The sequence below is a fragment of the Streptomyces sp. NPDC092369 genome, from assembly GCF_044755245.1.
Classification (GTDB): Bacteria; Actinomycetota; Actinomycetes; order Streptomycetales; family Streptomycetaceae; genus Streptomyces.
The window spans coordinates 1,202,304-1,225,312 of the sequence record NZ_JBIVQP010000001.1 but is presented as its reverse complement, the minus strand read 5'-3'; the positions used below and the strand labels follow the sequence as shown (position 1 = coordinate 1,225,312).

16 protein-coding genes are annotated in these 23,009 nt (G+C 72.1%); 5 read left to right on the top strand and 11 right to left on the bottom strand.

Annotated elements, in window-relative coordinates; all coding sequences use genetic code 11:
• Positions 1-40 precede the first annotated feature (40 nt).
• Together ACIQI8_RS05450 and ACIQI8_RS05445 are read left to right on the top strand one after the other, a co-directional pair.
• A complete protein-coding gene (locus tag ACIQI8_RS05450) occupies positions 41-1,897 on the top strand; it encodes an HSP90 family protein (protein ID WP_402345177.1) in 1,857 nt (618 codons plus the stop codon).
• A 2-nt stretch (positions 1,898-1,899) separates the two neighbouring features.
• Complete coding sequence (locus ACIQI8_RS05445) at positions 1,900-5,130, top strand: hypothetical protein (protein ID WP_402345175.1); 3,231 nt, start codon at positions 1,900-1,902, stop codon at positions 5,128-5,130.
• 91 nt (positions 5,131-5,221) lie between these two features.
• Here the strand turns inward: ACIQI8_RS05445 and ligA are convergent, their stop codons facing one another.
• Positions 5,222-7,342: an NAD-dependent DNA ligase LigA gene (ligA, locus tag ACIQI8_RS05440; protein ID WP_402345173.1), complete on the bottom strand. Its 2,121-nt coding sequence runs from the start codon at positions 7,340-7,342 to the stop codon at positions 5,222-5,224.
• 377 nt (positions 7,343-7,719) lie between these two features.
• Here ligA and ACIQI8_RS05435 point away from each other — a divergent pair, with 377 nt between their 5' ends.
• On the top strand, positions 7,720-8,343 hold the full coding sequence (locus ACIQI8_RS05435) for a lamin tail domain-containing protein (RefSeq protein ID WP_402345171.1): 624 nt from the start codon (positions 7,720-7,722) through the stop codon (positions 8,341-8,343).
• 122 nt (positions 8,344-8,465) lie between these two features.
• Here ACIQI8_RS05435 and ACIQI8_RS05430 read toward each other — a convergent pair whose 3' ends face one another.
• The 10 genes from ACIQI8_RS05430 to ACIQI8_RS05385 all read right to left on the bottom strand — a co-directional run bounded on the left by ACIQI8_RS05430 (position 8,466) and on the right by ACIQI8_RS05385 (position 19,815).
• The gene (locus tag ACIQI8_RS05430) at positions 8,466-9,254 is read right to left on the bottom strand and encodes an alpha/beta fold hydrolase (RefSeq protein ID WP_402345169.1); all 789 of its coding nucleotides are present in this window, start codon (positions 9,252-9,254) and stop codon (positions 8,466-8,468) included.
• A 131-nt stretch (positions 9,255-9,385) separates the two neighbouring features.
• Complete coding sequence (locus tag ACIQI8_RS05425; protein WP_402345167.1) at positions 9,386-10,273, bottom strand: endo alpha-1,4 polygalactosaminidase; 888 nt, start codon at positions 10,271-10,273, stop codon at positions 9,386-9,388.
• The gene (locus ACIQI8_RS05420; RefSeq protein ID WP_402345165.1) at positions 10,273-10,932 is read right to left on the bottom strand and encodes a spherulation-specific family 4 protein; all 660 of its coding nucleotides are present in this window, start codon (positions 10,930-10,932) and stop codon (positions 10,273-10,275) included. The genes ACIQI8_RS05425 and ACIQI8_RS05420 overlap by 1 nt, the downstream gene beginning before the upstream one ends.
• A complete protein-coding gene (locus tag ACIQI8_RS05415; protein WP_402345164.1) occupies positions 10,929-11,840 on the bottom strand; it encodes an NAD-dependent epimerase/dehydratase family protein in 912 nt (303 codons plus the stop codon). The genes ACIQI8_RS05420 and ACIQI8_RS05415 overlap by 4 nt, the downstream gene beginning before the upstream one ends.
• A gap of 7 nt (positions 11,841-11,847) precedes the next feature.
• A complete protein-coding gene (locus ACIQI8_RS05410) occupies positions 11,848-12,561 on the bottom strand; it encodes an NDP-sugar synthase (RefSeq protein WP_402345162.1) in 714 nt (237 codons plus the stop codon).
• Between the two features lie 31 nt (positions 12,562-12,592).
• A complete protein-coding gene (locus ACIQI8_RS05405) occupies positions 12,593-13,594 on the bottom strand; it encodes a GDP-mannose 4,6-dehydratase (RefSeq protein WP_402345160.1) in 1,002 nt (333 codons plus the stop codon).
• 91 nt (positions 13,595-13,685) lie between these two features.
• Positions 13,686-15,095, bottom strand: coding sequence for a hypothetical protein (locus ACIQI8_RS05400; RefSeq protein ID WP_402345158.1), 1,410 nt, complete (start codon positions 15,093-15,095; stop codon positions 13,686-13,688).
• Positions 15,092-16,624, bottom strand: coding sequence for a GT4 family glycosyltransferase PelF (gene pelF, locus ACIQI8_RS05395; protein WP_402345156.1), 1,533 nt, complete (start codon positions 16,622-16,624; stop codon positions 15,092-15,094). Before pelF ends, ACIQI8_RS05400 begins: the two co-directional genes overlap by 4 nt.
• An 83-nt stretch (positions 16,625-16,707) precedes the next feature.
• A complete protein-coding gene (locus ACIQI8_RS05390) occupies positions 16,708-18,840 on the bottom strand; it encodes a hypothetical protein (RefSeq protein ID WP_402345154.1) in 2,133 nt (710 codons plus the stop codon).
• 447 nt (positions 18,841-19,287) lie between these two features.
• Positions 19,288-19,815: a hypothetical protein gene (locus tag ACIQI8_RS05385; protein ID WP_402345152.1), complete on the bottom strand. Its 528-nt coding sequence runs from the start codon at positions 19,813-19,815 to the stop codon at positions 19,288-19,290.
• 363 nt (positions 19,816-20,178) lie between these two features.
• On the opposite strand from ACIQI8_RS05385, the gene ACIQI8_RS05380 reads away from it, so the two are divergent.
• Together ACIQI8_RS05380 and ACIQI8_RS05375 are read left to right on the top strand one after the other, a co-directional pair.
• Positions 20,179-22,233 (top strand): phosphocholine-specific phospholipase C, encoded by a 2,055-nt coding sequence (locus ACIQI8_RS05380; protein WP_402345151.1) that lies wholly within the window; start codon positions 20,179-20,181, stop codon positions 22,231-22,233.
• A gap of 25 nt (positions 22,234-22,258) precedes the next feature.
• Positions 22,259-22,981 carry a phospholipid scramblase-related protein gene (locus ACIQI8_RS05375; protein ID WP_402345150.1) on the top strand — a complete coding sequence of 241 codons (723 nt, stop codon included), beginning with the start codon at positions 22,259-22,261 and terminating at the stop codon, positions 22,979-22,981.
• Positions 22,982-23,009: the final 28 nt, after the last annotated feature.

Here is a 23,009-nt window from a genome sequence, read left to right as displayed (position 1 = left end):
CCGTCCGCCGCTCGTCGCTCACCTCACACCGGACTGCCCGATGACACTGCACGACACCCCTTCGAGCCAGGCCGGCGCCGACCGCACCTTCCAGGTGGATCTGCGCGGCCTCGTCGACCTCCTCTCCCATCACCTCTACTCCAGCCCCCGCGTCTACCTGCGGGAGCTGATGCAGAACGCGGTCGACGCCCTGACCGCCCGGCACCGCCTCGAACCCGGCGCACCCGCCGACGCGTTCGGCATCCGCCTGTACGCCGACGGCTCCGTCGTACGCGTCGAGGACGACGGCGTCGGTCTCACCGAGGCCGACGTGCACACCTTCCTCGCCACGATCGGCCGCAGCAGCAAGCGCGCGGAGAAGATCGCCGAGCAACGCGGCGACTTCATCGGGCAGTTCGGCATCGGACTGCTCTCCTGCTTCCTGGTCGCCGACGAGATCCACGTCCTGAGCCGGTCCGCCGCCACGCCCGAGGCGCCCGCCGTGGAGTGGCGAGGACGCGGCGACGGCAGCTACACCGTCCGCGCCCTGCCCGCCTCCGCCCGCCCCAGGCCCGGCACCACCGTCACCCTGACCCCGCGCGCCGACGCGGGCGAGTGGACCCGCCCGGCCCAAGTGCACGCGCTCGCCCGGCACTTCGGGTCCCTGCTGCGCCACCCGGTGACCTTCGACGACGGCAAGGGCGGCCCGGGCGGCACCGGCGCGTCCGTCAACCCCGAGCCGGCGCCCTGGGCACGCACGTACCCCACGCCGGGAGCCCGCGCGCGTGCGCTGGCCGCGTTCGGCGAGGAAGCCCTCGGGTTCACGCCCTTGGACACCATCGAGCTGGACCTGCCGGCCGTGGGCCTGAAGGGCATCGCGTGCATCCTGCCCGAGGCGGTGCCGGCCGGTCGCCGCCACGGCCACCGCGTGCACGTCAAGGGCATGCTGCTGTCCGAGCAGGCCGAGGAGATCCTGCCCGAGTGGGCCTTCTTCGTCCGCTGCGTCGTCGACGCCGAGAGCCTGCGCCCGACCGCCTCCCGCGAGTCCCTGTACGAGGACGACACCCTCGCCGCCGTCCGCGACGCCCTCGCCGAGCGGCTGCGCGCGTGGATCGCCCGCGCCGCCGCCAGCGACCCCGACCTGCTCGGCCGCTTCCTCCAGGCCCACCACCTGGCGGTGAAGTCCCTCGCCGTGCACGACGACGAGATTCTGCGGATGCTGCTGCCCTGGCTGCCGTTCGAGACCACCGACGGGCACTGCACCCTCGACGAGTTCGCGCGCACCCACCGCACCGTGCTGGTGACCTCCAGCGTGGAGGAGTTCCGGCAGGTCGCGGCCATCGCCTCGGCCGCGGGGCTCGGCGTCGTCAACGGCGGCTACACCTACGACCGTGAACTGGTCCACCGGCTGCCCGAGATCAGGCCCGAGGTCAGCGTCGCGGACCTCGACCCGGCGACCCTCACCGCCCACCTCGACCCCGTCGACCGGGAGACGGAACTGGCCGCCGCGGCCTACCTCGCCCAGGCCCGTGACGCCCTCGCCGTCTTCGACTGCGACGTCGCGCTGCGCACCTTCCACCCCGCCTCCGCGCCCGCCCTCCTGGTCGACAGCCGCGAGGCCCGGCACGAGCGCACCCGCTCCCAGCTCGCCCGCGAGTCGGAGGGCGGCCTGTGGGGCGACATCCTCGGCGCCCTGCGTCAGGAGGCGCCGCGCGCCCAGCTGATCCTCAACCAGCTCAACCCCCTGGTGCGCACCGCCGTCTCCATCGACGAGCCCGAGCTGGCCCGCACCAGCGCCGAAGCCCTCTACGGGCAGGCCGCGATGCTCTCCCGGCGCCCGCTGCGGCCCGCCGAGTCGAGCCTCATCAACCGCTCCTTCCTCGACCTTCTCGCCCACGCCCTCCGCAAGGACAGCTGACGATGCCGACCGCACCCCACCCCCAGAACACGGACGAGCTGTTCCAGGCGCTGCAGGAGAACGACCGGCGCCCCTACGGCCGCACCCGCACCGTCACTGCCGAGGAACTCGTCGACGTCGCCGAGCAGTTGGCGGAGCCCGTACCGCTCGTCCACGCGCTGCTCGAACTCCAGGAGGCGTACACCTACGGCTCCGAACCCCGGAAGTCGCCCGTCGTCTTCGCCCGGCTGCTCACCCTCTTCGACGAACAGCCCGACGTCTTCGACGAGCGCCTGCGCCACATGCTCTTCTGGCGGTTCAAGTGGGTGGCCACCGCGCTGCTCGCCCTGCCCGAGATACCGCTGGCCAGCCTGCGCCAGTGGCTGACGGAGATGCGCGACCGGTACGAGAAGGCCGGCCTCGACCTCCAGCCCTACTACGGCCAGGCGTACCACCTCGCCGTCCACACCGGTGAGGACACCGACCTCGCCTACGAACTGTGGGCGGGCCGAAGCCGCGTCCGGCTCAGCGACTGCGAGGCCTGCGAGACCTGCGCGCGGGCCCTGCACCACCTCACGGCGGGCGACGACGAACGGGCGCTCGACGCCTGGGAGCCCGTCCTGGCCGGGAAGGAGTCCTGCCAGGAGGAACCGGCCCGCTCCGTCTCGTACGCGCTGCTGCCCCTGCTGCGCACCGGCCGCAGCGACCGGGCCCGCGAGCTGCACCTGGTCGGTTACCGCGGCTGCCGCCGCAACCCCTCGATGTCCCAGGAGGTCGGCCGGCACCTGGAGTTCTGCGCGCTGACCGGCAACGAGGCGCGCGGACTGGAGCTGCTCGCCGAGAACCGGAACCTGTTCGAGGACGTCGACTCGCCGCTGGACCTGCTCGGCTTCCTCACCGGCGTCGAGGTCCTCCTCCAGCGCGTCGAGTTCCTCGGTCACGGCGAACTGCCCGCCGCCGGGTACGCGGGCCGCAGTTGGACGGTGGCCGGCCTGCGCGCCGAGGTGCGTGACCGCGCGGACGACCTGGCCGCCCGCTTCGACGCCCGCAACGGAACGACCGCCCACACCGACCGCCGCGGGGCCCGCCTCGACCGCGCCCCGCTCCTGGACGCGCTCGACCTGACCCTGCGCACCCGCAGCCTCGACGACGTGGCCACGGCCGTGCCCACCACCGCGCCCGCTCCGCGCACGGACGCCGGCCTCCCCGACTCCCTGCCCGAACTCATCATCCGGGCAAGGACATTGGACCAGCAGGGGCACCCCGACGCGACGGCCTGCTGGGCACGCCTGCGCACGCTCGTGGCCGCCCGGGACTACACCCACCCCGACGATCCGGCCGTGGGTCCGCTCGAACGGCTGCGCGCGGATCTGCTGGCCGACGAGGCGAACCGGGCCGGCGAGAGGGACGAGTACGCCGACGCCGCCGCGCTCCACGAGGAGGCCGCGGCCCTGTACGAAGACGCCGGGGAGCCGGGCGAGGCGGCGTTCTCCCGCGCCTGCGCGCTGCTCGCCCTCGCCGAGATCCCGGCGGACGAGACCGACGCCCATGCCGGGGCCTCCGGCGGTGTCGCGGCGCGGGGTGCCGACGGTGCGGATGTGGAGGCTGCGGGCGGTGGCGGGGCCAAGGGCGCGGACGACGTCGAGGTGAAGACCGCGGTCGAGACCCGTGCCGATGCCGAGGCGCAGGCCGCCGGGGGCGTTGCGGCGGAGGTTGCCGACGGTGGCGCCGTGGAGGCTGCGGGCGGTGGCGGTGGCGAGGCCGAGGGCGCGGATGGCGCCGATGCGAGGACCGCGGACGGGACCCACGCCGGTGCCGAGGCGCAGGCCCTTGCCGTCGCCGAGGCCAAGGTCGCCGCGCTGACCGCCGCGTACGTCTCTCTCGTCCGTCTTCACGAGGACACGCCCGGACTCGCTCCGTACCAGGAGGCCCGGCTGCTGCGGATGCGGGCGACCGCGCTCGGTCTGCGGCTGCAGGCCTCCGGGAGCGAGGAGCATGCCGCGTCGGTCCTCGCCGAGGTGGACCGGCTGGAGGCCTTCGCCACCGAGCACGACGTCGTCACGCAGATCTCCGGCGCCGTGCTGATGCGGGCCAGCTCGTACGCCCTCTCCGGTGATCTGCCCGCCGCGATCACCGAGATCGACGCTCTCCTCGACCGGCTGAAGGCGCATGGCCCCGCCTGGCACCTGCCCCGGACGCTCGGCCTGCGCGGCCGGCTCCAGCTCGGTCTCCGGGACGCGCGGACCGCGTACGACAACCTCACCGAAGGCCTGCGGCTGGCCGCCGAGTGGCCGGCCGACGCCGTCGACATCCCCCGCCTCCAGAGCGATCTGGCCGAGGCCGCCATGCGCCTGGGCCGCCCCGACGAGGCGCTGCGGCACCTGACGCGCTCGGCGGAGGTGGCCCTGCGCCGCGGCAGCCGGACGGAGGCGTACTGCACCTACAGCAACGCGGCCCAACTCACCCTCGACCTGGGCCGCATCGAGGACTGCATCGCCCTGCTCGACTCCCTGCTGGCCGAACCTGTCGTCACCGACGGGGAGTTGGACGACCGGCTCGTCGCCCAGCTGCGTCTGACCCGAGCCCGCGCACTGCGCGCGGGGGAGGACCTCAAGGCCGCCACCGCGGAGTACGTCACCCTGGCGGCCGCGTCGGCGGACTGGGACGACGACCCGGGCAGCCACGCCATGATCGCCGCGGAGACCGCCGTACTCCTCGGCGAGTCCGGCGAGTTCGACCGGGCCCGCGAGGTCGCGGACCAGGCACTCGCCGCCCACGCCAAGGCCCCGCGCTACGAGCAGCTCAGCAGTTGTCTGCGGGAACTCGGCCGCCTCCAGGCCCAGCAGCAGGGCCCCGACGGACTGGCCGACGCGCTCCGCTTCCTCGACGACGCGGGCCGGGTCGCCGACGAGGCGCGCGCCGCCGAGTACCACCACCACGGCCGGTCCCTGGACTCCGCCCTCGCGTACGAGCACGGGCGGGTCAACGCCTACGCGGGCGAGTACGAGGACGCATTGGTCGCCCTGGACAAGGCACTCTCGCTGATCGGCGAGCCGGGACCGGACGACGAACGCGCCGGCGAGTGGGCCGAGTGCGTCCGCCTCTCGGGCGCCGTGGAGGGCCTCTACCTGGAACGTCCGGCCCCCGCGCTCACCCGCCTCGACGCGGCCGTCGCCCGCCTGACGGCCCTGGGCCACACCGAACTGACCGAGGAACTGGTCGCGTTGGCGGCCCGGTTGCGGGACGAGGAGTGAGCCGGCGGGAGTGACGCGGCCGGAGTGACGTGGTGAGGGTCGGCCCGGCGAGGGCCGACCCGGCGACGGGCAACCGCGGCGGGCGGTCCGATCAGTCGATGAAGTCCGCGACCAGGGCGGCGAACTCGTCCGGCGTGGCCAGCCGGACGCCGAGCGTCTCCGCCTTGGTGCGCTTGGACCCCGCGCCCTCTCCGGCGACCACCAGGGTGGTCTTCTTGGAGACGCTGGAGGAGGAGCGGCCACCGGCGCGTTCGACGAGTTCGTTCATCTGGTTGCGGCTCAGCTTCTCCAGCGGGCCGGTCATCGCGCCGGTGACCACGACCGTCATCCCGGCCAACGGTCCACCCGCGGGCTCGGCGGTCTCCGCCTGCCCCGCGGAGCCGGCGCCCTCGGAGTCGGAGCCGGCGTCGGTCTCCGCGTCCTCCGCGGCCGGGGGAGTGGCGCCGGGCTCCGTCATGTTCACCCCGGCAGCCGCCAACTTGTCGATGAGCGGCGCGAGTTCGGCGACCTCGGCGACGATGGAGGGCGCCTTCTCCGTGCCGATGCCGTCGACCCGCTGCATCGCCTCGGCGTCGGCCGCGCGGATGTGGTCCATCGTGGCGAAGTAGCGGGCGATCCGGCGGGACATGGAGCGGCCGGTGCCGCGGATCCCGAGCGCGCACAGCACCCGCGACAGCGGCTGCGCCTTGGCCGCGGCGATCCCCGCGAGCAGGTTGTCGGTGCTCGTCTCGCCCATCCGCTCCAGGTCCAGGAGTTGCTCGCGGGTGAGGGCGAACAGGTCGGCGAGGTCGGTCACCAGGCCCGCGTCGACGAGCTGCACGACCCGGGTGTGGCCGAGGCCCTCGATGTCGAGCTGGTCGCGGCCGGCGGCGTAGGAGAGGGCCGCCACCAGGTGGCAGTTGCGCCCGTTCTCACAGCGCCAGCGCTGCTCGCTCGTGTCGATGCCGGCCCCACAGCGCGGGCACACCTCGGGGAAGGCGATGGGCTGTTCGTCGCCGGTGCGCAGATGGGCGACGGGGGCCTCGATGCGGGGGATGACGTCGCCGGCCCGGTGGACCATGACGTGGTCGCCCAGACGCAGATCGCGGCGGGTGATGTCGGCCGGGTTGTGGAGGGTGGCGTAGGTGATCGTGGCGCCGTCGATCTCGACCGGTTCGAGGACGGCGCGCGGGGCGATGATGCCGGTGCGGCCCACGTTCCACTCCACCTCCAGCAGGCGGGTGATCTTCTCGACGGCGGGCAGCTTGTAGGCGATCGCCCAGCGCGGGGCGCGGGTGCCGGAACCGGCCGTCCGCTGGTCGTCGGCGAGGTCGGCCTTGATGACGATCCCGTCGATCCCGAACGGCAGCTCGGCCCGCAGGGCGGCGATCTCACGCACCCGGTCCAGCACCTGCTCGACCGTGTCTGCGGTGGTGCCGGGCACGGCGGTGGTCGCCGTGGTGTTCACCCCGTACGCGGCGGCCCTCGTCATCAGCTCGCTGTGCGCGAGGTCGCCCAGCCGGCCGGCGAGGTCCGCCCCCGTGCCGGGCAGGGGCAGCAGGCCGTAGCCGAAGAACGTCATCGGCACGGTGTAGGTGCGCTCCCTCGCCCGCAGGGTGCCCGCGGACGCGCCGCGCGGGTTGGCGAACGGCTGTCCGCCGTGCGCGGTGCGCACCTCGTTGGCGTGCTCGAACTGGGCGGTGGTCATGAGGACCTCACCGCGGACCTCGACCGTGACCGGCTCGGCCAGCTCGACGGGCAGCCCCTCGATGGTGCCGATCGCGTGCGAGACGTCCTCCCCGGCCGTCCCGTCCCCCCGGGTGATCAGCTGTCTGAGTCGGCCGTCGGTGTAACGGGCCGCGACGGCGAGGCCGTCCAGCTTCGGCTCGACGCTGAAACGCTCCACGTCGTGGCCGATCCGCCGGGCCAGGGAGGCGGTCCAGGCGGTGAACTCCTCCGCCGAGAACACGTTGTCCAGGCTCAGCATCGCCACCGTGTGGGGGACATCGCCCTCCACGGCCCCACCGGCCACCTTCCCGGTGGGTGAATCGGGCACCACCTGGTCCGGATGGTCGGCCTCCCACGCGGCGATGCCGCGCACCAGCCGGTCGTAGGCGTCGTCGTCCAGCACGGACGTGTCGCCCGCGTAGTAGGCGGCCGAAGCCTTCACCGCGTCCTCGACCGCCTGCGCGTAGGCGGCGGCATCCACGATCACTGCAACTGGTGTCGTCATGCCTCCATCCTGCCCGCCACCACTGACAACGCCCTCGGAGCGAGTCCACGTCACCTCGGCTGTTACTCACTTTCGGGTGACGGCTCTCGGCGAGCCAGGGTGGCGTGGTGTGGCGAAAGAGGGGGTGCGGCCAACTCCCGCACGGAAGTTGATCGTCAACCTCGCGCATACACGACATACATGGACAGTGCAGTCGAGAGTTACGAAACCATGGTCAACGGGCAAAAGCATCCCCGTTTCCCACCCGTGTCCCGCACTCGGTGGACAGAGTGTGGGTGTGAGGCCGACCGGCCGCACAAGCACACCGCACCGAATCTCTCGGGGACAGTGATGACCGCTGCCCGCGAGAGGGTGCCCGCACTATGCAGGGGGACTCTGTGTCCGATTCCGCTTCTGTCACCGCCCGCCGTCTCGCCGCCGCCGCTCTGGCCGCCGGCGCCCTGGTATCCGTGGTGACGTTGCCGGCGTCCGCGGCCGACCACGCCCGACCGCACGGGCCGAGGGTGGAGATCTCGGCCCTCCAGTACGACTCCCCGGGACGCGAGGACCGCTCCAGCCGTTCGCTGAACAACGAGTGGGTGGACCTGACCAACACCACCCGCGACGCGGTCAACCTGGACGGCTGGACCCTCAAGGACGACCACGGCCGTACGTACACGTTCCACCACTACCGCCTGGCCCCCCGCGCCACGGTCCGCGTCCACTCCGGTGAGGGCCGCGACACCCGCAGGGACCTCTTCCAGGACCGTCGCAACTACGTGTGGGACAACGACCGCGGCACCGTGACCCTGCGCAACGACCGCAACCGCTTCGTCGACGACTTCTCCTGGGGCCGGCACCACGGTGGCGGTCACCACGGCGGCGGCCACCAGGGTGGCGGTCACGAGGGCGGCGGTCACCAGGGCGGCGGTCACGAGGGCGGCGGCCACCAGGGTGGCGGTCACGAGGGCGGCGGTCACGGCGGTGGCCACGACGGCGCCGGCCGCGACATGCGCCGCTGACACCGCGTACCGATCGGGGGGTTGATCGAGTAGCCCGTAACGGGCGATGAACAGACGGCGCGTCGGGCCTCCGGGTCCGGCGCGCCGTTCGTGTTGCGCGGTGCGCGCAGGTTCGTGGGGCGTCAGCTCCGTGCCGCGGCCCGCAGGATCAGCCTGCTGATCACTTCCGGGTGCGACACGAGCGACAGGTGACCCGCGTCGACCTCGATGGTGGTGGCGCCCATGCGCCGGGCCATGAAGCGCTCCAGGCCGGGATCGATGGTGCGGTCGTTCTTCGAGACCGCGTACCAGGACGGCCGCTGGTGCCAGGCGGCGACGCTCGTGGTGGGAGCGGCGGTGGAGAGCGGGCCTTGGGCGGCGTAGAGCGTCAGGGCCTCCTTGCGGGGCACGCCGTTCGCGAAGTCCCGTAGGAAAGCGGCTCGGTCGATGAACTTGAAGCCGCCCGAGGTGATGATCCCGGCGTTCACCGGAGGGGTGGGGAACGTCGCGGCGAGCGCGGCGTAGTCCTCGCCGGCCTCGGGGGCGCGGGCGGCCACATAGACGAGGCCGGTGACCTTCGGGTCGAGTCCGGCCTGGGAGATGACGGTGCCGCCGTAGGAGTGGGCGACCAGGACGGTGGGTCCGTCCACCCGGGTCAGGGCGAAGTTCGTGGCGGCGACGTCGTCGGCGAGCGAGGTCAGGGGGTTCTGCACCGCGATGACGTTCAGTCCCGCCGCCTGGAGCAGCGGGATCACCTTCGCCCAGGAGGAGCCGTCCGCGTAGGCGCCGTGGACGAGGACGACATTGCGCGCGGGCTCGGTGTCGCGGGTCGTCGTACGGGCTGTCGTCGCGCGGGCCGTCGTGGCCCCGGCGAGCGTGGCCGCCGCGGCTCCCGCGCTCACTGTGGAGAACTGACGTCGATCGAGCACCATCGTTACCGTCCTTCGTCGATCTTCCCTTATGGGGGAATTTATCCGAGAAGCTGACCCGTGTCGGAACCGCCCCTGGGGTAACCGGCGATGCACGCCGGCCGTGGCGAACTTGACGTACCTTCGGCCGGTGTTCAGCAGGGCCGGCGCCACACCCCGAGGTCGAGCTTCTTGCTCATGGACGACAGTTTCAGCTTCCGCGACTCGGCGCAGAACGTGCTGTTGGGCACCTCGTACTCGACGTGGAAGACCGCCTTGTCCGCCGCGGTGAACGGGCGGAGCCGTCCGCACTCGTCGTACTGCGCGCACTCCTCGTTGACCGCGAAGTCGAAGTGGCTGAGGAGTTGGGGGATCTGCGGGAGGTCGTTCTTGAGGCCGACGGCCAGGCCGCGGGCGTGGGCGATGTCCGCGATCATGCGGTTGTACGCGAGTTGGTCGGCGGCGGTCAGCGGGAAACCCGTCTTGTTGGCGTAGCCCTCCACCAAGTCCGGTTCCACGGCGTCGAATCCCTTGTCGCGGCACATGTCGAAACGCTGTTCCATGATCGGCCGCAGTACGTCGAGGCGCCGGATGTCCAGCCAGCGCTCGCCCGCCCAGCCGTTGCCGGCCCCGAGCACCGACTCGGGGAACTCGCCTTTGTCCGGGCGGTAGTTCTCCCAGGCGCCGACGTTGATGTAGCAGATGACCTTGCGGCCGGCGTGGTGCAGCCGGGTCACGTCCGCCGCCGTGTTCTCGAAGCCGTCGATGTCGTAGACGGGCACGTCGACGGACGGGGTGACCTCGCCGTCGAGCTGCCACTGCCAGGCGACGCCGGGGGTGGGCTGCCAGCGCTTCGGCGCGGCGGACGACGCGGTGGCGGACGGGGAAGGCCGCTCGGTCGTCGCGGGGCCGGTGGAGCGGTAAGGGGCGCTCGACGTCGTACGGCCGCCCCCGTCGGCCCGGTCGTCGTCCCCCGCTCCCGAACACGCGCTCAGGGCCAGGGCCGCCGTCAGTAATCCGCCCGCCAGGGCGGTACGCCTCATCACTCCGTCTCCTTCAGTGCGGGTGTCAACTGCGCCCAGGGGTTGGGAAGTTCACCCGTCACCGGCCCGGCCACGCCCGCGCCGCGGTCGCGCGCGGTGCGCACGGCGAGGGGCACCAGCGCCTCGGGCACACCGTAGACGAGGTGACAGAACCGCTCGGGCGGATGCCGGGAGGTCCATGACGGACGGCTGAACGTCGAGACATACGTCGACCAGTGGCCCTCGAAGGTCACGACGAGGTCGGCGAGCCGGGCGTACCCGGGCGCCGGGTGGATGCCGGGGTTGAGGACAACCGGCGCGGCGCCGAGCTTGCGCAGGGACCTCACCAGGCGTCTGCAGGCGGGCAGTTCGTCCGGCGAGGCGGGCACCTGGTCGAGGAAGCAGCCGTCGGTCCCGTACCACTCGCGGTACCTGCGGAGGTCGTCCGTCATCTCGGCCGGGCTGCGCGCGCCGTAGTCGGTGTCGACGTACGCCAGCAGCCGGGCACCGGCCGCGCGCAGTGCCCCCGCCGCCGCGGTGAACGCGGGGTCGGGCGCCGGTCCCGGTCCGTTCGCCGGGTTGATCACGACCGCGTAGGTGCCGGCCGCCGCCCCGATCAGGCGGTGCCAGGCGCCGGGATCCTCGGCGGGATGGACGTAGAGCGGAATGAGCAGGCTCACGGTGCCCGGTCGCCTTCCGGCTCCGCCGTCGCGGTCCACAGTTCGGTGAGTGAGTCGTCGAGGGGGTACGAAGGCCGCCAGCCGAGGGCCTCTTCGGCGGCCGTGATGTCGGAACACTGCCACGAGACCTCCCCCGACCGCGCGGAGCCGCCGCCATTCTCCTGGATCCGCCCGCGGAAGCCGGAAACGCGGGCCAGTGTGTGCACCAAGTCCCGTACGGGAGTGGCCTGTCCGCCGCCGATGTTGAGGATGCCCGGCAGGGTGCGCGGGGCGGACACCGCGAGCGCCGCGGCCCGTGCCACGTCGCGCGCGTCGACGAAGTCGCGGTACGCCGACAGGTCGCCGAGCCGGATCACGGCTGCGGGATCCGGACCCGCCTCGCGCAGCAGACCGGCGACCCGGCCGGGCAGTCCGGCCGCCGGGGCGCCCGCGCCGACGGGGTTGCCCACCCGCAGCACCACCGCGTCGAGCCCGGAGGTGGTGACCGCGACCGTGCCGGCCAGCTTGGTGGCGCCGTACACGGCGACCGGGCGGGTGGCCGCCGACTCGGTCACCTTCACGTCCGGTTCGCCGGGGCCGTACTCGGCGGCCGAGCCCAGGTGGATCAGCCGGGCCGTCGGCGCCGCCTTGCGCAGCGCCGCGCAAAGGACCGCGGGGCCGCGGGAGTTGACCTCGGCGAGGGTCACGGCGTCGCCCCCGGTCGTACCCGCGCAGTTGATCACGGCGTCGGGTGCCGCGTCGGACAGAGCCCGTGCCAGGTCGTCCGCGCGGGCGGTGGCGAGGTCGATGCCGAACTCCGCGGCGGGGGAGCGGCCGCCGCCGAGCACCCGGACACCCGTGAGGGTGCGCAGGTGCCCGGCGACATGGCCGCCCAGATAGCCGGTGAAGCCCAGGACGAGAATGCGCATGGGAAGGTCAGGCTCCCTTGAGCAACAGTGACTTGCGGGAGGTGAACTCGGCGTTGGCCCGGTCGTAGTCGTCCGGGCGTCCGATGTCCAGCCAGTACCCCTCGAAGTCATAGGCGTGCGGCGGGTTCCGGGTCTTCAGCAGGTCGAGGACCAACTCGTCGAAGCCCAGCGGCAGTCCGGCGGTGTAGCCGGCGAGCGTGGACCGGGACAGCCCGTACACGCCCATGGAGACGCGGTAGTCCATGCTCGGCTTCTCGGTGAAGGCGACCACCCGGCCGTCGTCGGTGGTCAGCACCCCGAAGTCGATGTGCACCTTGCGGGAGTACGTCGCGATGGTCAACGACGCCTCTGATTCGCGGTGTTGGCGCAGGACGTCCGCGTAGTCGAGGTCGGTCAGGATGTCGCCGTTCATGACGAGGAACTTCTCGGGCAGGCGGTCGAGCATGGTGAGCAGCGGGCCCATGGTGCCCAGCGGGCTGTCCTCGGTGGCGTAGTCGATGTTCATGCCCCACTGGCTGCCGTCGCCCACATAGGCGCGGATGATCTCGCCCAGGTGGCCGATCGCGATGGTGCAGCGGGTGAATCCCGCCACGGCGAGCTGGCGCAGCACGATCTCCAGTATCGCGTGCTGGTCTCCGATCGGCACGAGCGGCTTGGGCAGCGCGGTGGTGTAGGGCCGCAGCCGGACGCCCTTGCCTCCGGCCAGGATCACTGCGTGCATGGGACTCCTCCTTCTGGACGTACCGGTCGGGTCAGATGTTGTAGATGCCGGTCTTGTACCGGGCGAGGTTGGCCGGGTCGCGGAAGAACTCCACGGTTCCCGCGAGGCCTTCCTCCAGGGAGTGCGCGGGCCGCCAGCCGGTCGCGGCGGTCAGCCGGCTCGCGTCGGCGACCAGCCGCATCACCTCGGAGTTGGCCGGCCGGATGCGCGCGGTGTCCTCGCGCACGTCGAGGTCGGTGTCCATCACCTTGCCGATCAGCGCGACGAGGTCGCCGATGGAGATCTCCCCGCCGGTACCGGCGTTGAAGGTGCGGCCCACGACCTGCTCGGCGGGCGCGGTGCCGACTGTGAGGAACGCCTGCGCGGTGTCCTTGACGTAGGTGAAGTCACGGGTGGGGCGCAGGTCCCCGAGGGTGATCGTCCGTTCCCCCGCGGCGACTTGGCCGATGACGGTCGGGATGACCGCCCGCATCGACTGGCGCGGCCCGAAGGTGTTGAACGGGCGCAGGGTCACCACCGGGGTGTCGAAGCTGGCGTGGTAGCTGTCCGCCAGCCGGTCCCCGCCCGCCTTCGAAGCGGCGTAGGGGGACTGGGTGTTGATGGGGTGGTCCTCGGTGATCGGCACGGTCCGGGCGGTGCCGTAGGTCTCGCTGGTGGAGGTGTGCACCAGCCGGGGCGTGCCCAGGGCGCGGACCGCCTCCAGCACGTTGAGGGTGCCGGTGACGTTGGTGTCCACGTAGCTGTGGGGTGCCTGGTAGGAGTAGGGGATCGCGATCAGCGCGGCCAGGTGGTAGGCGGTGTCGGCGCCGTCGAGGAGACCGCGGACGGAGCCGGGGTCGCGGACGTCGCCGAGGACGATGTCGACCTGATCGAGGACGTCGGGGTGGAGGGTCTCCAGCCAGCCGTAGGAGGAGAAGGAGTTGTACTGCGCCATGGCCCTCACCCGGTGCCCGGAGGCGACCAGCGCCTCGGTGAGGTGGGAGCCGATGAAACCCTCGGCTCCGGTGACGGCGGCGAGTGGTGCGGTGGTCAACTCGTGCTTCCTTCCGGTCGGTTGTGCTTCCTGTGGGGGGTGTCGCGATAAGGGGGTGGTGCGCGTCGGGACGGGGGCCGGGTACCGGCGGTCAGGCGTGCGGAGCGGGGCGCCCCAGCAGGCGCAGCACACACGCCGTGAGGCACAGGGCTGCGACGCCGCAACAGAGGGACAGCGCTTCGACGACGGGGAGCGAGTCCATGAGAGTGAGCGCGCCCGCCGCCGCGGCGGCGACGAGGCACACCCCGGCCGGCGGCCAGGCCGCCCCGAACGCCTGGAGCAGCAGGGCCGTCCACAGTGCCGCCGCGAGCAGCAGCAGCGGGGCCGGGTCGGAGTGGGTGAGAAGAGCCGCCGGGAGCAGGGGCAGCAGATAGGCGCACAGGCAGAGGACGAGGATGCCCGCCGAGCGCAGCCGGAAGGCGGCCGGTGTGGCGGTCGCCCGCAGCGCGGCCACCGACAGCCCGCGGTAGCGGTACAGCAGCCACTCCGCGGGCCCCATGCTCACGGTCAGCACGATCACCGCGTACGGCTGGTTCCGTCCGGTCAGCAGGACCAGCGACCCGGCGGCCAGTCCGAACAGGCCGTAGGGCAGTGAACGGCGCAGGGAGAGACGGGAGTTGCCCGGCGCAGAGGTGGTGGCGAGGGCGGTGCGCAGGGCCCAGGCGGCCGCGGCCACCGCGCCGAGCAGGGACAGCAGCGGCAGCCCGGCCCGCAGTGGATTCCCCGGCTCCCACCACGGCAGCACCGCCGCGCCGGCGATCATCGGTGTGAGCGCGGCCAGCAGCAGTCGTTCCCCGCCGAGGACCAACAGCACACCGGCCGCCGCCAGATACACCGACTGTGCCCCGGCGGCCAGGGCCGCAGGGCCGGAGCCGGTGACCAGCGAGCCCGCCGCCGTGGCGACGACGGCCCCCAGCGGGGCGCCCTTGACGAGGGTGCGAGCCGCCTCCCGTCGCCCCGCGGTCATGCGCAGGAAGGCCCGGTGGCCCAGCGCCTGCCCCCAGGCCCAGGAGATCAGCCCGGCCACGACCAGCACCGAGACCGAGCGCTCGGCGTGCCACAGCGGACCGGTGAGCAGGTAGGCGAGCCCCGGCAGCGCGAACAGGGCCCCGCGCAGGGCGCAGCGCACATGGTCCGGACGCCAGGGGTCGGCCGCGCGCGCCGGCTCCGGGAAGGTGCGCGGCACCCGTTCGTAGAGGGCGCCGGCCAGGGAGAACAGGCTCGGATGGCCGTACCGCTCCTTGATGATCTCGGCGCTCATGCCCTCCGACTCCAGCAGCGCGGCGACCTCGTAGGCGTGCACGGCCGGTCCTATGCGGTCGGCCAGCTCGGCGGCGAGTTCGTCGACCGCTGCGTGGTCCGCGCCCCAGTGCGGCCGGCGCAGTGCCAGGGTGCGGTCGTCGCCGAGCAGCCGCCCGAGGCGCGAGCGGTCCTCGGCCAGCCGCAGGGAGAGCGTGTCCCCTGCCGAGCCGTCCGGTTCGAGCGCCATGGGCCCGCTCATCCGGCCATGCTCCCGGTCCTCGACGACACCGGGCCGCCCTCGCCCGCGTCGGCGAGTTCCCCGGCGGTCTCCGGCGTCCACATGCGGCCCAGTGCCGACAGCTCCAGATAGATCGAGCGGAAGGTGTCGACGGTCTGACGCAGCGTGAACTGCTCGATGACCCGCAGCCGGGCCGCCTCGCCCATCGTGCGACGGCGCTCGCGGTCGGCCAGCAACTCCAGGGCCGCGGCTGCCATCCGCGCCGGGTCGCGGGGCGGTACGACCAGACCGGTGTCCCCGACGGCCTCGCGCACCCCGCCGACGTCGGTGGAGACGGTGGCCCGTCCGCACGACATGGCCTCTATCAGGGTGAACGGGAAGCCCTCGCTGATGCTGGAGAGCATCACGACGTTCCCGGCCGCGTAGGCGTCCTTGATGTCCTCGACCCGGCCCTCGAACGTGACCGCGTCGGCGTGCCCCAACTCGGCGGCCAGCGCCTCGCACCGCTCCCGGTAGGCCTCGCCGCCGCGCGGGGTGCCGCCGAACAACCGCAGGGCGGCGTCCGGGAGTTGACCCCGGACGAGCGCGAAGGCACGGATCAGGGTCTCCAGGTCCTTGATCGGGTCGACCCGGCCGGCCCAGCTCAGGGTGGGCCGCTCCGGCTCGGGACCGGCCATCGGGAAGGCGCCCGGGTCGACGCCGTTGTAGACGGTGCGGATGGACCCGGGGTCCGCGCCGCCCTGTTCCTCCCACAGCCGGTTGTAGCGGTTGCCCGGGGTGATCAGTGCCGCCCGCCGGTAGGTCTCCTCGGCCAGCAGCCGGAAGAAGCCCAGCACCACGGCCTTCACGGGCCAGCGGTAGGGGGCGGTGCGATAGCCGAGGTAGCGCTCGCGCAGATAGACGCCGTGCTCGGTCAACAGCAGGGGTACACCGTGCCGTTCGAGCGCGGCGAGTCCCGGCAGCGCGGCCACCCCGCCGCTGACCGCGTGCGCCACCCCGTCCTCGGGCAGCGGCGCGGACAGCGGCCGCAGCGCGTGCTCCAGCAGGGTGGTCGCGGTGATCGCGTCGTGCAGGCTCGGCCGGGCCTCCCGTACGGCGAGGCCCGGGCGGTTCCACACCGCCGTCAGCACACCGATCGCCCGGTCGCCGCGCAGGAACGGGCTCAGCGTGCCGTCCGCCGCCGCCCGCGCCATCGTGTACAGCGCGTCGGCGAAGCCGTGTTCGGCCCGGGGGTCGAGCAGGGCCGTCAGGAACTGCTCGTAGGCGTGGGCGAGTTGATTGCGGCTGCGGCCGCGCGGCAGGCGGCCCTCGGGTGCGGGACCCCACATCGGGACCGAGACGACGCGCGAGACGTGGTCCGGGATGTCCCACACCAGGGGTTCGCGTCCGGTGCCGGTCACGGCGACGACCTCGAAGTCGAGGTCGGGCATGCCGGTGACGAGTTGGTCGCACCAGACACTCACCCCGCCGTGACTGTGCGGGTAGGTGCCTTCGGTGAGCAGGGTGACGCGCGTTGAGCCGGAGCGGCGCGCGCCGTCGTGAACGTACATGGATGGGCTCCACGGCCGAGGTCGGTGGCGGTCGTTCCGGTCCCGGCCGCGATGGGCGGCCGGGACCGTGGGGCGTGCCGCGCTCAGTTCTCCGGGACGTAGGGGACCGGCGCGGTCACACCGGCGGGCACCCTGGTCGGGGGAGTGGTGGAGCTGGTCGCCGGGTCCGCCGCGTCGGCGGTCGCGGTGAGGGAGGGGGTGGCGGAGGGCAGGTCGAGGCTGAGCGGCTGTCCCGTCGAGGTGGTCCAGCCGGAGACCTCGCCCGCGTACGCGGAGCCGAACGCCGTACCGCCCTGCGTGGTGCCGGTGGGCAGCGTCGCGCTCACGGGCACGCCGTTCGGCGCCTGGACGGTCACCGTGTCGCCGATGCGGTAGGCGGTGACCTGACCGGCGTCGACGGCCGCGTCCCGGGCGGCACGTCGCTGCAACTCGGTGCCGATGTCCTTCATCCGCAGGTTCACCACCGGGGTGTCGTCCGCGAACAGCGCGTGGTAGCCGTCCAGGACGCCGTCGAGCACCGGGTAGGCGATCCGGTCCTCGGTCAGGTTCGACTGATGGATGAAATGCGGCTTGGGGTCGCCCGAGAGCACGTGCCCAAGCGCGGTCCTGGTCTCCAGCGGCACGATGTAGTCGGTGTAACCGGTGGAGGTGGACAGCGGCGCGGCCAGACAGGTCGAGGTCGCCGGGTTGTCCTCGCAGATGCCGCTGCCGCCCTGGGCCCGGCTGGTGTAGATCCAGTTGTACTCGTCGACCTGCTCGGCGGTCCGCCCCGCGTTGTAGAAGAGGTTCATCGGGTAGCGCGCGACCGTCGTCGCGGGACCGACCTGACGCTGCACCGGGTCACGGGAGTTGTCGGAGGCGAGCCACTTCACGCCGTTGGCGGTCAGCGCGGGTGCCAGGTTGGGGTTGTCCACCGGCTGCTGCGGCATGATCCGCAGACCCGAGTGCTCGCCGGTCACCAACTCCTGGGTGTCCAGCGGGAGTCCGACCGACTGGCCCCAGGCGCGGTTGGTCGCGATCTCGTCGGAGATCGCGTTCCGGCTGACCCACTGGGTGCTGCCGTCGGCGTTGGTGGCGCACTTCCACGGCACCACGGTGACGTTCTGCACGCAGCCCAGGAAGGGGTGCGAGTAGGTGTGGTTGACCCAGCGGAAGCTGTCGCGGTCGGTGACGAACTCGTCGGCGAGCGCGTCGACGCCGTCGTTGTCCTCGCGCTGGTTCACACTGCCGACGCCGTTGTACACCATGTCGAGGGTGATGCCGTGGGCGGTCTGCCAGTCGGCCGCGTGGTCGACGTCGGCCGCGGTCATCCGGATCGGGTTCTCCACGCCCTGGCCGGGCGGGCAGTCGATGTCGCCCGGCGTGCAGTTGAGGGTGGAGTCCCAGCGGTCGTCGGCGGCGAAGACGTCGTCCACGTGGACCGCGAAGTAGCTGCGGGAGGCGCCGAGATGCACCCCTCCGGTCATCCACTCCACGATGCCGCGGGCCAGCAGGCGGAACTGCTCCTGGTACTGGTTGTAGACGAAGGTGACGACCAGCTCCCGCCGCCCGTCGTGCCGGTACTCGCCCACCAGCGAACCCCGCGTCGTCCCGCCGGGGATCGGGGCGTCGACGTAGGACGTGAAGTCCGCGCCCGCCACGGGCGTCGACAGATAGGCGTAACTCTCGCCCACGGTGGGGGAGTTGTCCTCGAAGGGCACGGGCCCGTCCAGGTAGCCGAACGGTCCGGCCGCGCCTGCGGTGGTGACCTGCGCGGAGACACCGTCCAGGCTGCCCGAGTAACCGCCGTTGACCGGGTAGTCGAGCCCGGCCTCCGGACGCGCGTAGGTGTAGGCGTCGACCTGCGGGATCGCGTAGGTCTGCTCGTAGGCGGCCAGCGCCGTCATCTCGGCCGAACCGGCCGCGAACGGGTTGTCGTTGGGCAGGACCACGGCCTGGAACCTGGCGCGCGGAACGCCGTCCACCGTGTCCGCGAGGAAGTCCGCGTCGATCACGGGTCTCGCGGAGTCCTGCAGGTCTATCTCGGTGTACGGCGTTCCCTCGGTGTCCAGTTCGGCCGCGATCGCGTCGGTGGACGGGCCTCCGTCGCTCACGATCAGGACCCGCAGATCGACGCGGGGCGTGACCGCGTCGGCGTGGGCCGTGGCCGCCGGCAGGGCGAACGAGGCTATGAGGGCGCCCACGGTGAGCGCGGTCGTGCGTATGGTCCGCTTCATGCGGTGTTGTTCCCTCCCCGGGCAGGGGACGCCACTTGCTCCCGCCGGAGCGGACGCACCCCTGTGCGCGACGCCACGCCCCCCTCAGACGCCAGTCGTCACACATCAGTCGCGTCACATAGTGGTGCCCCTGTGTAGCTTTTATGGTCATGCCGCGAAACGTGACGGAAAAGTGAGGCGTCCATTCAGTCGTGGGGACGCCCGAACAGGCGCCCACGGGACAGGAGTCCGGAGGCCGCCGAAGTGTGTCGAGGCCCCTGTCCGCTGGCCCGGGAATCGATCACCGGCGCGGAACGGCTCACTCCGCGGCTCGGTCGACCGGTCGACCAGGCCGCGCCGCGTCTTTCCGATCCAGTCCGGATTTGGACCACCCGGGTCTCGCGATACGGACGGCGGCCGGCCGCCGCGGGCCGGCCGCCGTGCGGGCTCGTCGGGTGTACGGGGCCGTCAGGCGCAGAGCACTCGGATCTCGGGCGTGTAGGCCGGGCCGCCGCTGATGTTCGTGCTGTCGCTGAACTCGATGTAGTAGTACGAGTAGAAGCCGATGTTGCCGTTGCAGCCGGAGTCGGCGGCGATCCGCAGCGTCAGGGTCACCGTACGGCTCTGACCGGGCGGGATGGTCGCGCCGTAGTTGGTGCCGAGGTTCGCGGGGCCGGTGCCCGAGCACGGGGTGGAGCCGGTGGCCGTGGCCAGCGTGCACCCGGTGAAGCTGTACTTCAGGTCGGGGCGCTGGGTGGTCAGCCACGTCGGGTCGATCGTCTGGTGGACGAACCAGATGTCGTAGGTGTGGTTGTTGGTGAGCGTCATCGACAGGTTCACCGTGCCGCCGGGCGTGGTCGTCGCGCTGTCGGTGGCGAACGTGACGTCGGCCTGGGCCGCCGGGGCCGCGCTCGCGCTGGGGGTCAGGCCGAACACGGCGAGGGCGAGGGCGAGTACGGCGGTGCGACCGAGGCGTCTCAGCAGTGTGGATCTCATGGCTGGGGAGGCTAGGCAGAGGCTCCGCAACCCGTCTGCCCCGTGCAGCACAGCGGACGCTCAGGTCGGCCGGAAGCGCGTGTCTTGTGAAGGCGGTGCACACGCGTCGGCATGTGGTGCTTCGCGGTCGGCCGAGTTCGGACCTGCCCGGCGGTGGCCGGGCGTGATTGGCGAATATCCCACTGTTGTCCCCATGGGACGTTCTTTGCCGACACACCTCGCGTACCGCCGAGTTTCACATCGGCGACACCCGACCCTTCCCTGACGTTCGGCGCCCTTGCAAAACTCGCAGCGCGCGGAAGCCGTCATGTTCCGGCACAGCGCACCGGCACGTCGCACCGTCAAGAGGAGAGGCAGTCCCCCATGCCCGAAGTCAACCGGCGCAGATTCCTCCAACTCGCGGGCGCCACCACGGCCTTCACCGCGCTCTCCAGCAGCATCGAGCGCGCGGCCGCACTGCCCGCGAACCACCGCACGGGGTCGATCGAGGACGTGGAGCACATCGTCGTCCTGATGCAGGAGAACCGCTCCTTCGACCACTACTTCGGCTCGCTCAGGGGCGTCCGAGGCTTCGGTGACCCGCGCCCGGTGACCTGGCCGAACGGCACGTCCGTGTGGCACCAGAAGGACGCCGCCGGCAAGGAGATCCTGCCCTTCCACCCCGACGCCGACGACCTGGGCCTCGCCTTCGTCCAGGACCTCCCGCACGGCTGGAACGACGGTCACGCCGCCTTCAACGGCGGCAAGTACGACAAGTGGGTGCCGTCCAAGAGCTCCACGACGATGGCGTACCTGAACCGCGGCGACATCCCCTTCCACTACGCGCTCGCCGACTCCTTCACCATCTGCGACGCCTACCACTGCTCGTTCATCGGCTCGACGGACCCCAACCGCTACTACATGTGGACGGGTTACACGGGCAACGACGGCAAGGGCGGCGGCCCGGTCCTGGGCAACGACGAGGTGGGCTACAGCTGGACCACCTACCCCGAGCGCCTGGAGCGGGCCGGCGTCTCCTGGAAGATCTACCAGGACGTCGGCGACGGCCTCGACGCCGCCGGCGGCTGGGGCTGGATCAACGACGCCTACCGCGGCAACTACGGCGACAACTCGCTGCTGTACTTCGACAATTACCGCAACGCCAAGCCCGGCGACCCGCTGTACGACAAGGCACGCACCGGCACCGACGCCACCAAGGGTGAGGGCTTCTTCGACCAGCTGAAGGCCGACGTCAAGGGCGGCAAGCTGCCGAAGATCTCCTGGATCGTCGCCCCCGAGGCCTTCACCGAGCACCCCAACTGGCCCGCCAACTACGGCGCCTGGTACGTCTCGCAGGTGCTGGACGCGCTCACCGCCGACCCCAAGGTGTGGGGCAAGACCGCGCTGTTCATCACCTACGACGAGAACGACGGCTTCTTCGACCACCTGGTCCCGCCGTTCCCGGCCGGCTCCGCCGCGCAGGGCAAGTCGACGATCGACCCCGCCCTCGACCTGTTCGCCGGCGACAGCGGCCACCCGGCCGGCCCCTACGGACTCGGCCAGCGCGTGCCGATGCTGGTCGTCTCGCCCTGGAGCAAGGGCGGCTTCGTCTGCTCCGAGACGCTCGACCACACCTCGATCATCCGGTTCATGGAGCGCCGCTTCGGTGTCCACGAGCCCAACATCTCGCCCTGGCGGCGGGCCGTCTGCGGTGACCTGACCGCGGCCTTCGACTTCTCGGACAAGGACACCGAACCGGTCGCCCTGCCCGACACCGACGGCTACGAGCCGCCGGACAGGGTCCGCCACCCGGACTATGTGCCGACCCCGCCGGCCAAGGGCGTCCTGCCCAAGCAGGAGCACGGTCTGCGCCCGGCCCGTCCGCTCAAGTACGCCCCGCGCGTGGACGGTTCGGTGGATGCGGCGGCCGGCAAGTTCACGGTGAGCTTCGCCTCCGGCGCCAAGGCCGGTGCCGCCTTCCTGGTCACCTCCGGCAACCGCACCGACGGCCCCTGGAGCTACACCACCGAGGCCGGCAAGACCGTCTCCGACACCTGGAACTCGGCGTACTCGAACGGCTCCTACGACCTCACCGTGCACGGCCCCAACGGCTTCCTGCGCACCTTCAAGGGGGCGAACAAGACCGCGGGACCCGAGGTCACCGCCCGGCACACCGGCGACGACGTCGAGCTGACCTTCACCAACAAGGGCTCCCGCACGGCCAAGTTGAAGCTGTCCGGCGGCTACGGCTGCCGCCCGCGGACGTTCAGCGTGCGCCCCGGTACCACCGTGCACCACACCGTCGACCTCGCGGCGAGCAAGCGGTGGTACGACCTGACGGTCACGTCCGAGTCGGACGCGGCGTTCCTGCGGCGCTTCGCCGGACACGTCGAGAACGGCCGGCCCGGTGTGAGCGACCCGGCGATCATCACGAGGTGAGAGGGGCGCGGGGTACTGTGCGCCGGTGACCACTGACTCGAACGGCCCGGACGATTCGCGGACACCGGCCGCCCCGCAGGTGCCCCAGCAGGCCGGGGTCGCGCCCAGCGACCCCGGCGGCGCGCTCTTCACGGAGCCGGTCCTGGTGGTCGGCCTGAAGGCCGAACGGATCGAGCAGGCCGGGCAGAGCGAACAGGCCGAGCAGGCCAACGAGTACAAGGTCATGGATCAGCACGGCACCGGGATCGGTTCGGTCACCGAGGGCGTGCAGAGCACGCTGAAGACGGCGCTCCGCTTCCGCTCCGGCCTCGACCGGTTCCTCAACCACCGGCTGGAGATCCGGGACGCCGAAGGACGGCCGCGGTTGCTGCTGTCCCGGCCCGCGAAGCTCCTCAGGCCGCGGGTCACCGTGACGCGTCCGGACGGGACGCCCGTCGGCGAGATCGCCCAGCAGGAGGATGTCCAGGGGATCGACTTCGCGATCTTCACGCCCGACTACCAGCTGATCGGCGCGATCAGGGCGGAGAACCGGCAGGACTGGAACTTCTCCGTCGTCGACGAGTACGACCGCGAGGTCGCCCGGATCACCAAGCCCTGGGAGGGCCTGGCCCGGACGGCGTTCACGACCGCGGACCACTACGCCCTGCGGCTCCACCAGCAGCTGCCCGAACCCCTGCTGAGCCTCGTCGTCGCGGCGGCACTCACCGTGGACACGGCCCTGAAGCCGGACGACAGCGCCTCCGCCTGACGCTTTCGCCGTACGGCGGCCCCAGTCG

Coding starts and splice junctions, on each gene's coding strand:
- ACIQI8_RS05450 (WP_402345177.1), top strand. CDS start 41: ATGACACTGCACGACACCCCTTCGAGCCAGGCCGGCGCCGACCGCACC.
- ACIQI8_RS05445 (WP_402345175.1), top strand. CDS start 1,900: ATGCCGACCGCACCCCACCCCCAGAACACGGACGAGCTGTTCCAGGCG.
- ligA (WP_402345173.1), bottom strand. CDS start 7,342: ATGACGACACCAGTTGCAGTGATCGTGGATGCCGCCGCCTACGCGCAG.
- ACIQI8_RS05430 (WP_402345169.1), bottom strand. CDS start 9,254: ATGGTGCTCGATCGACGTCAGTTCTCCACAGTGAGCGCGGGAGCCGCG.
- ACIQI8_RS05425 (WP_402345167.1), bottom strand. CDS start 10,273: ATGAGGCGTACCGCCCTGGCGGGCGGATTACTGACGGCGGCCCTGGCC.
- ACIQI8_RS05415 (WP_402345164.1), bottom strand. CDS start 11,840: ATGCGCATTCTCGTCCTGGGCTTCACCGGCTATCTGGGCGGCCATGTC.
- ACIQI8_RS05410 (WP_402345162.1), bottom strand. CDS start 12,561: ATGCACGCAGTGATCCTGGCCGGAGGCAAGGGCGTCCGGCTGCGGCCC.
- ACIQI8_RS05400 (WP_402345158.1), bottom strand. CDS start 15,095: ATGAGCGGGCCCATGGCGCTCGAACCGGACGGCTCGGCAGGGGACACG.
- pelF (WP_402345156.1), bottom strand. CDS start 16,624: ATGTACGTTCACGACGGCGCGCGCCGCTCCGGCTCAACGCGCGTCACC.
- ACIQI8_RS05390 (WP_402345154.1), bottom strand. CDS start 18,840: ATGAAGCGGACCATACGCACGACCGCGCTCACCGTGGGCGCCCTCATA.
- ACIQI8_RS05385 (WP_402345152.1), bottom strand. CDS start 19,815: ATGAGATCCACACTGCTGAGACGCCTCGGTCGCACCGCCGTACTCGCC.
- ACIQI8_RS05380 (WP_402345151.1), top strand. CDS start 20,179: ATGCCCGAAGTCAACCGGCGCAGATTCCTCCAACTCGCGGGCGCCACC.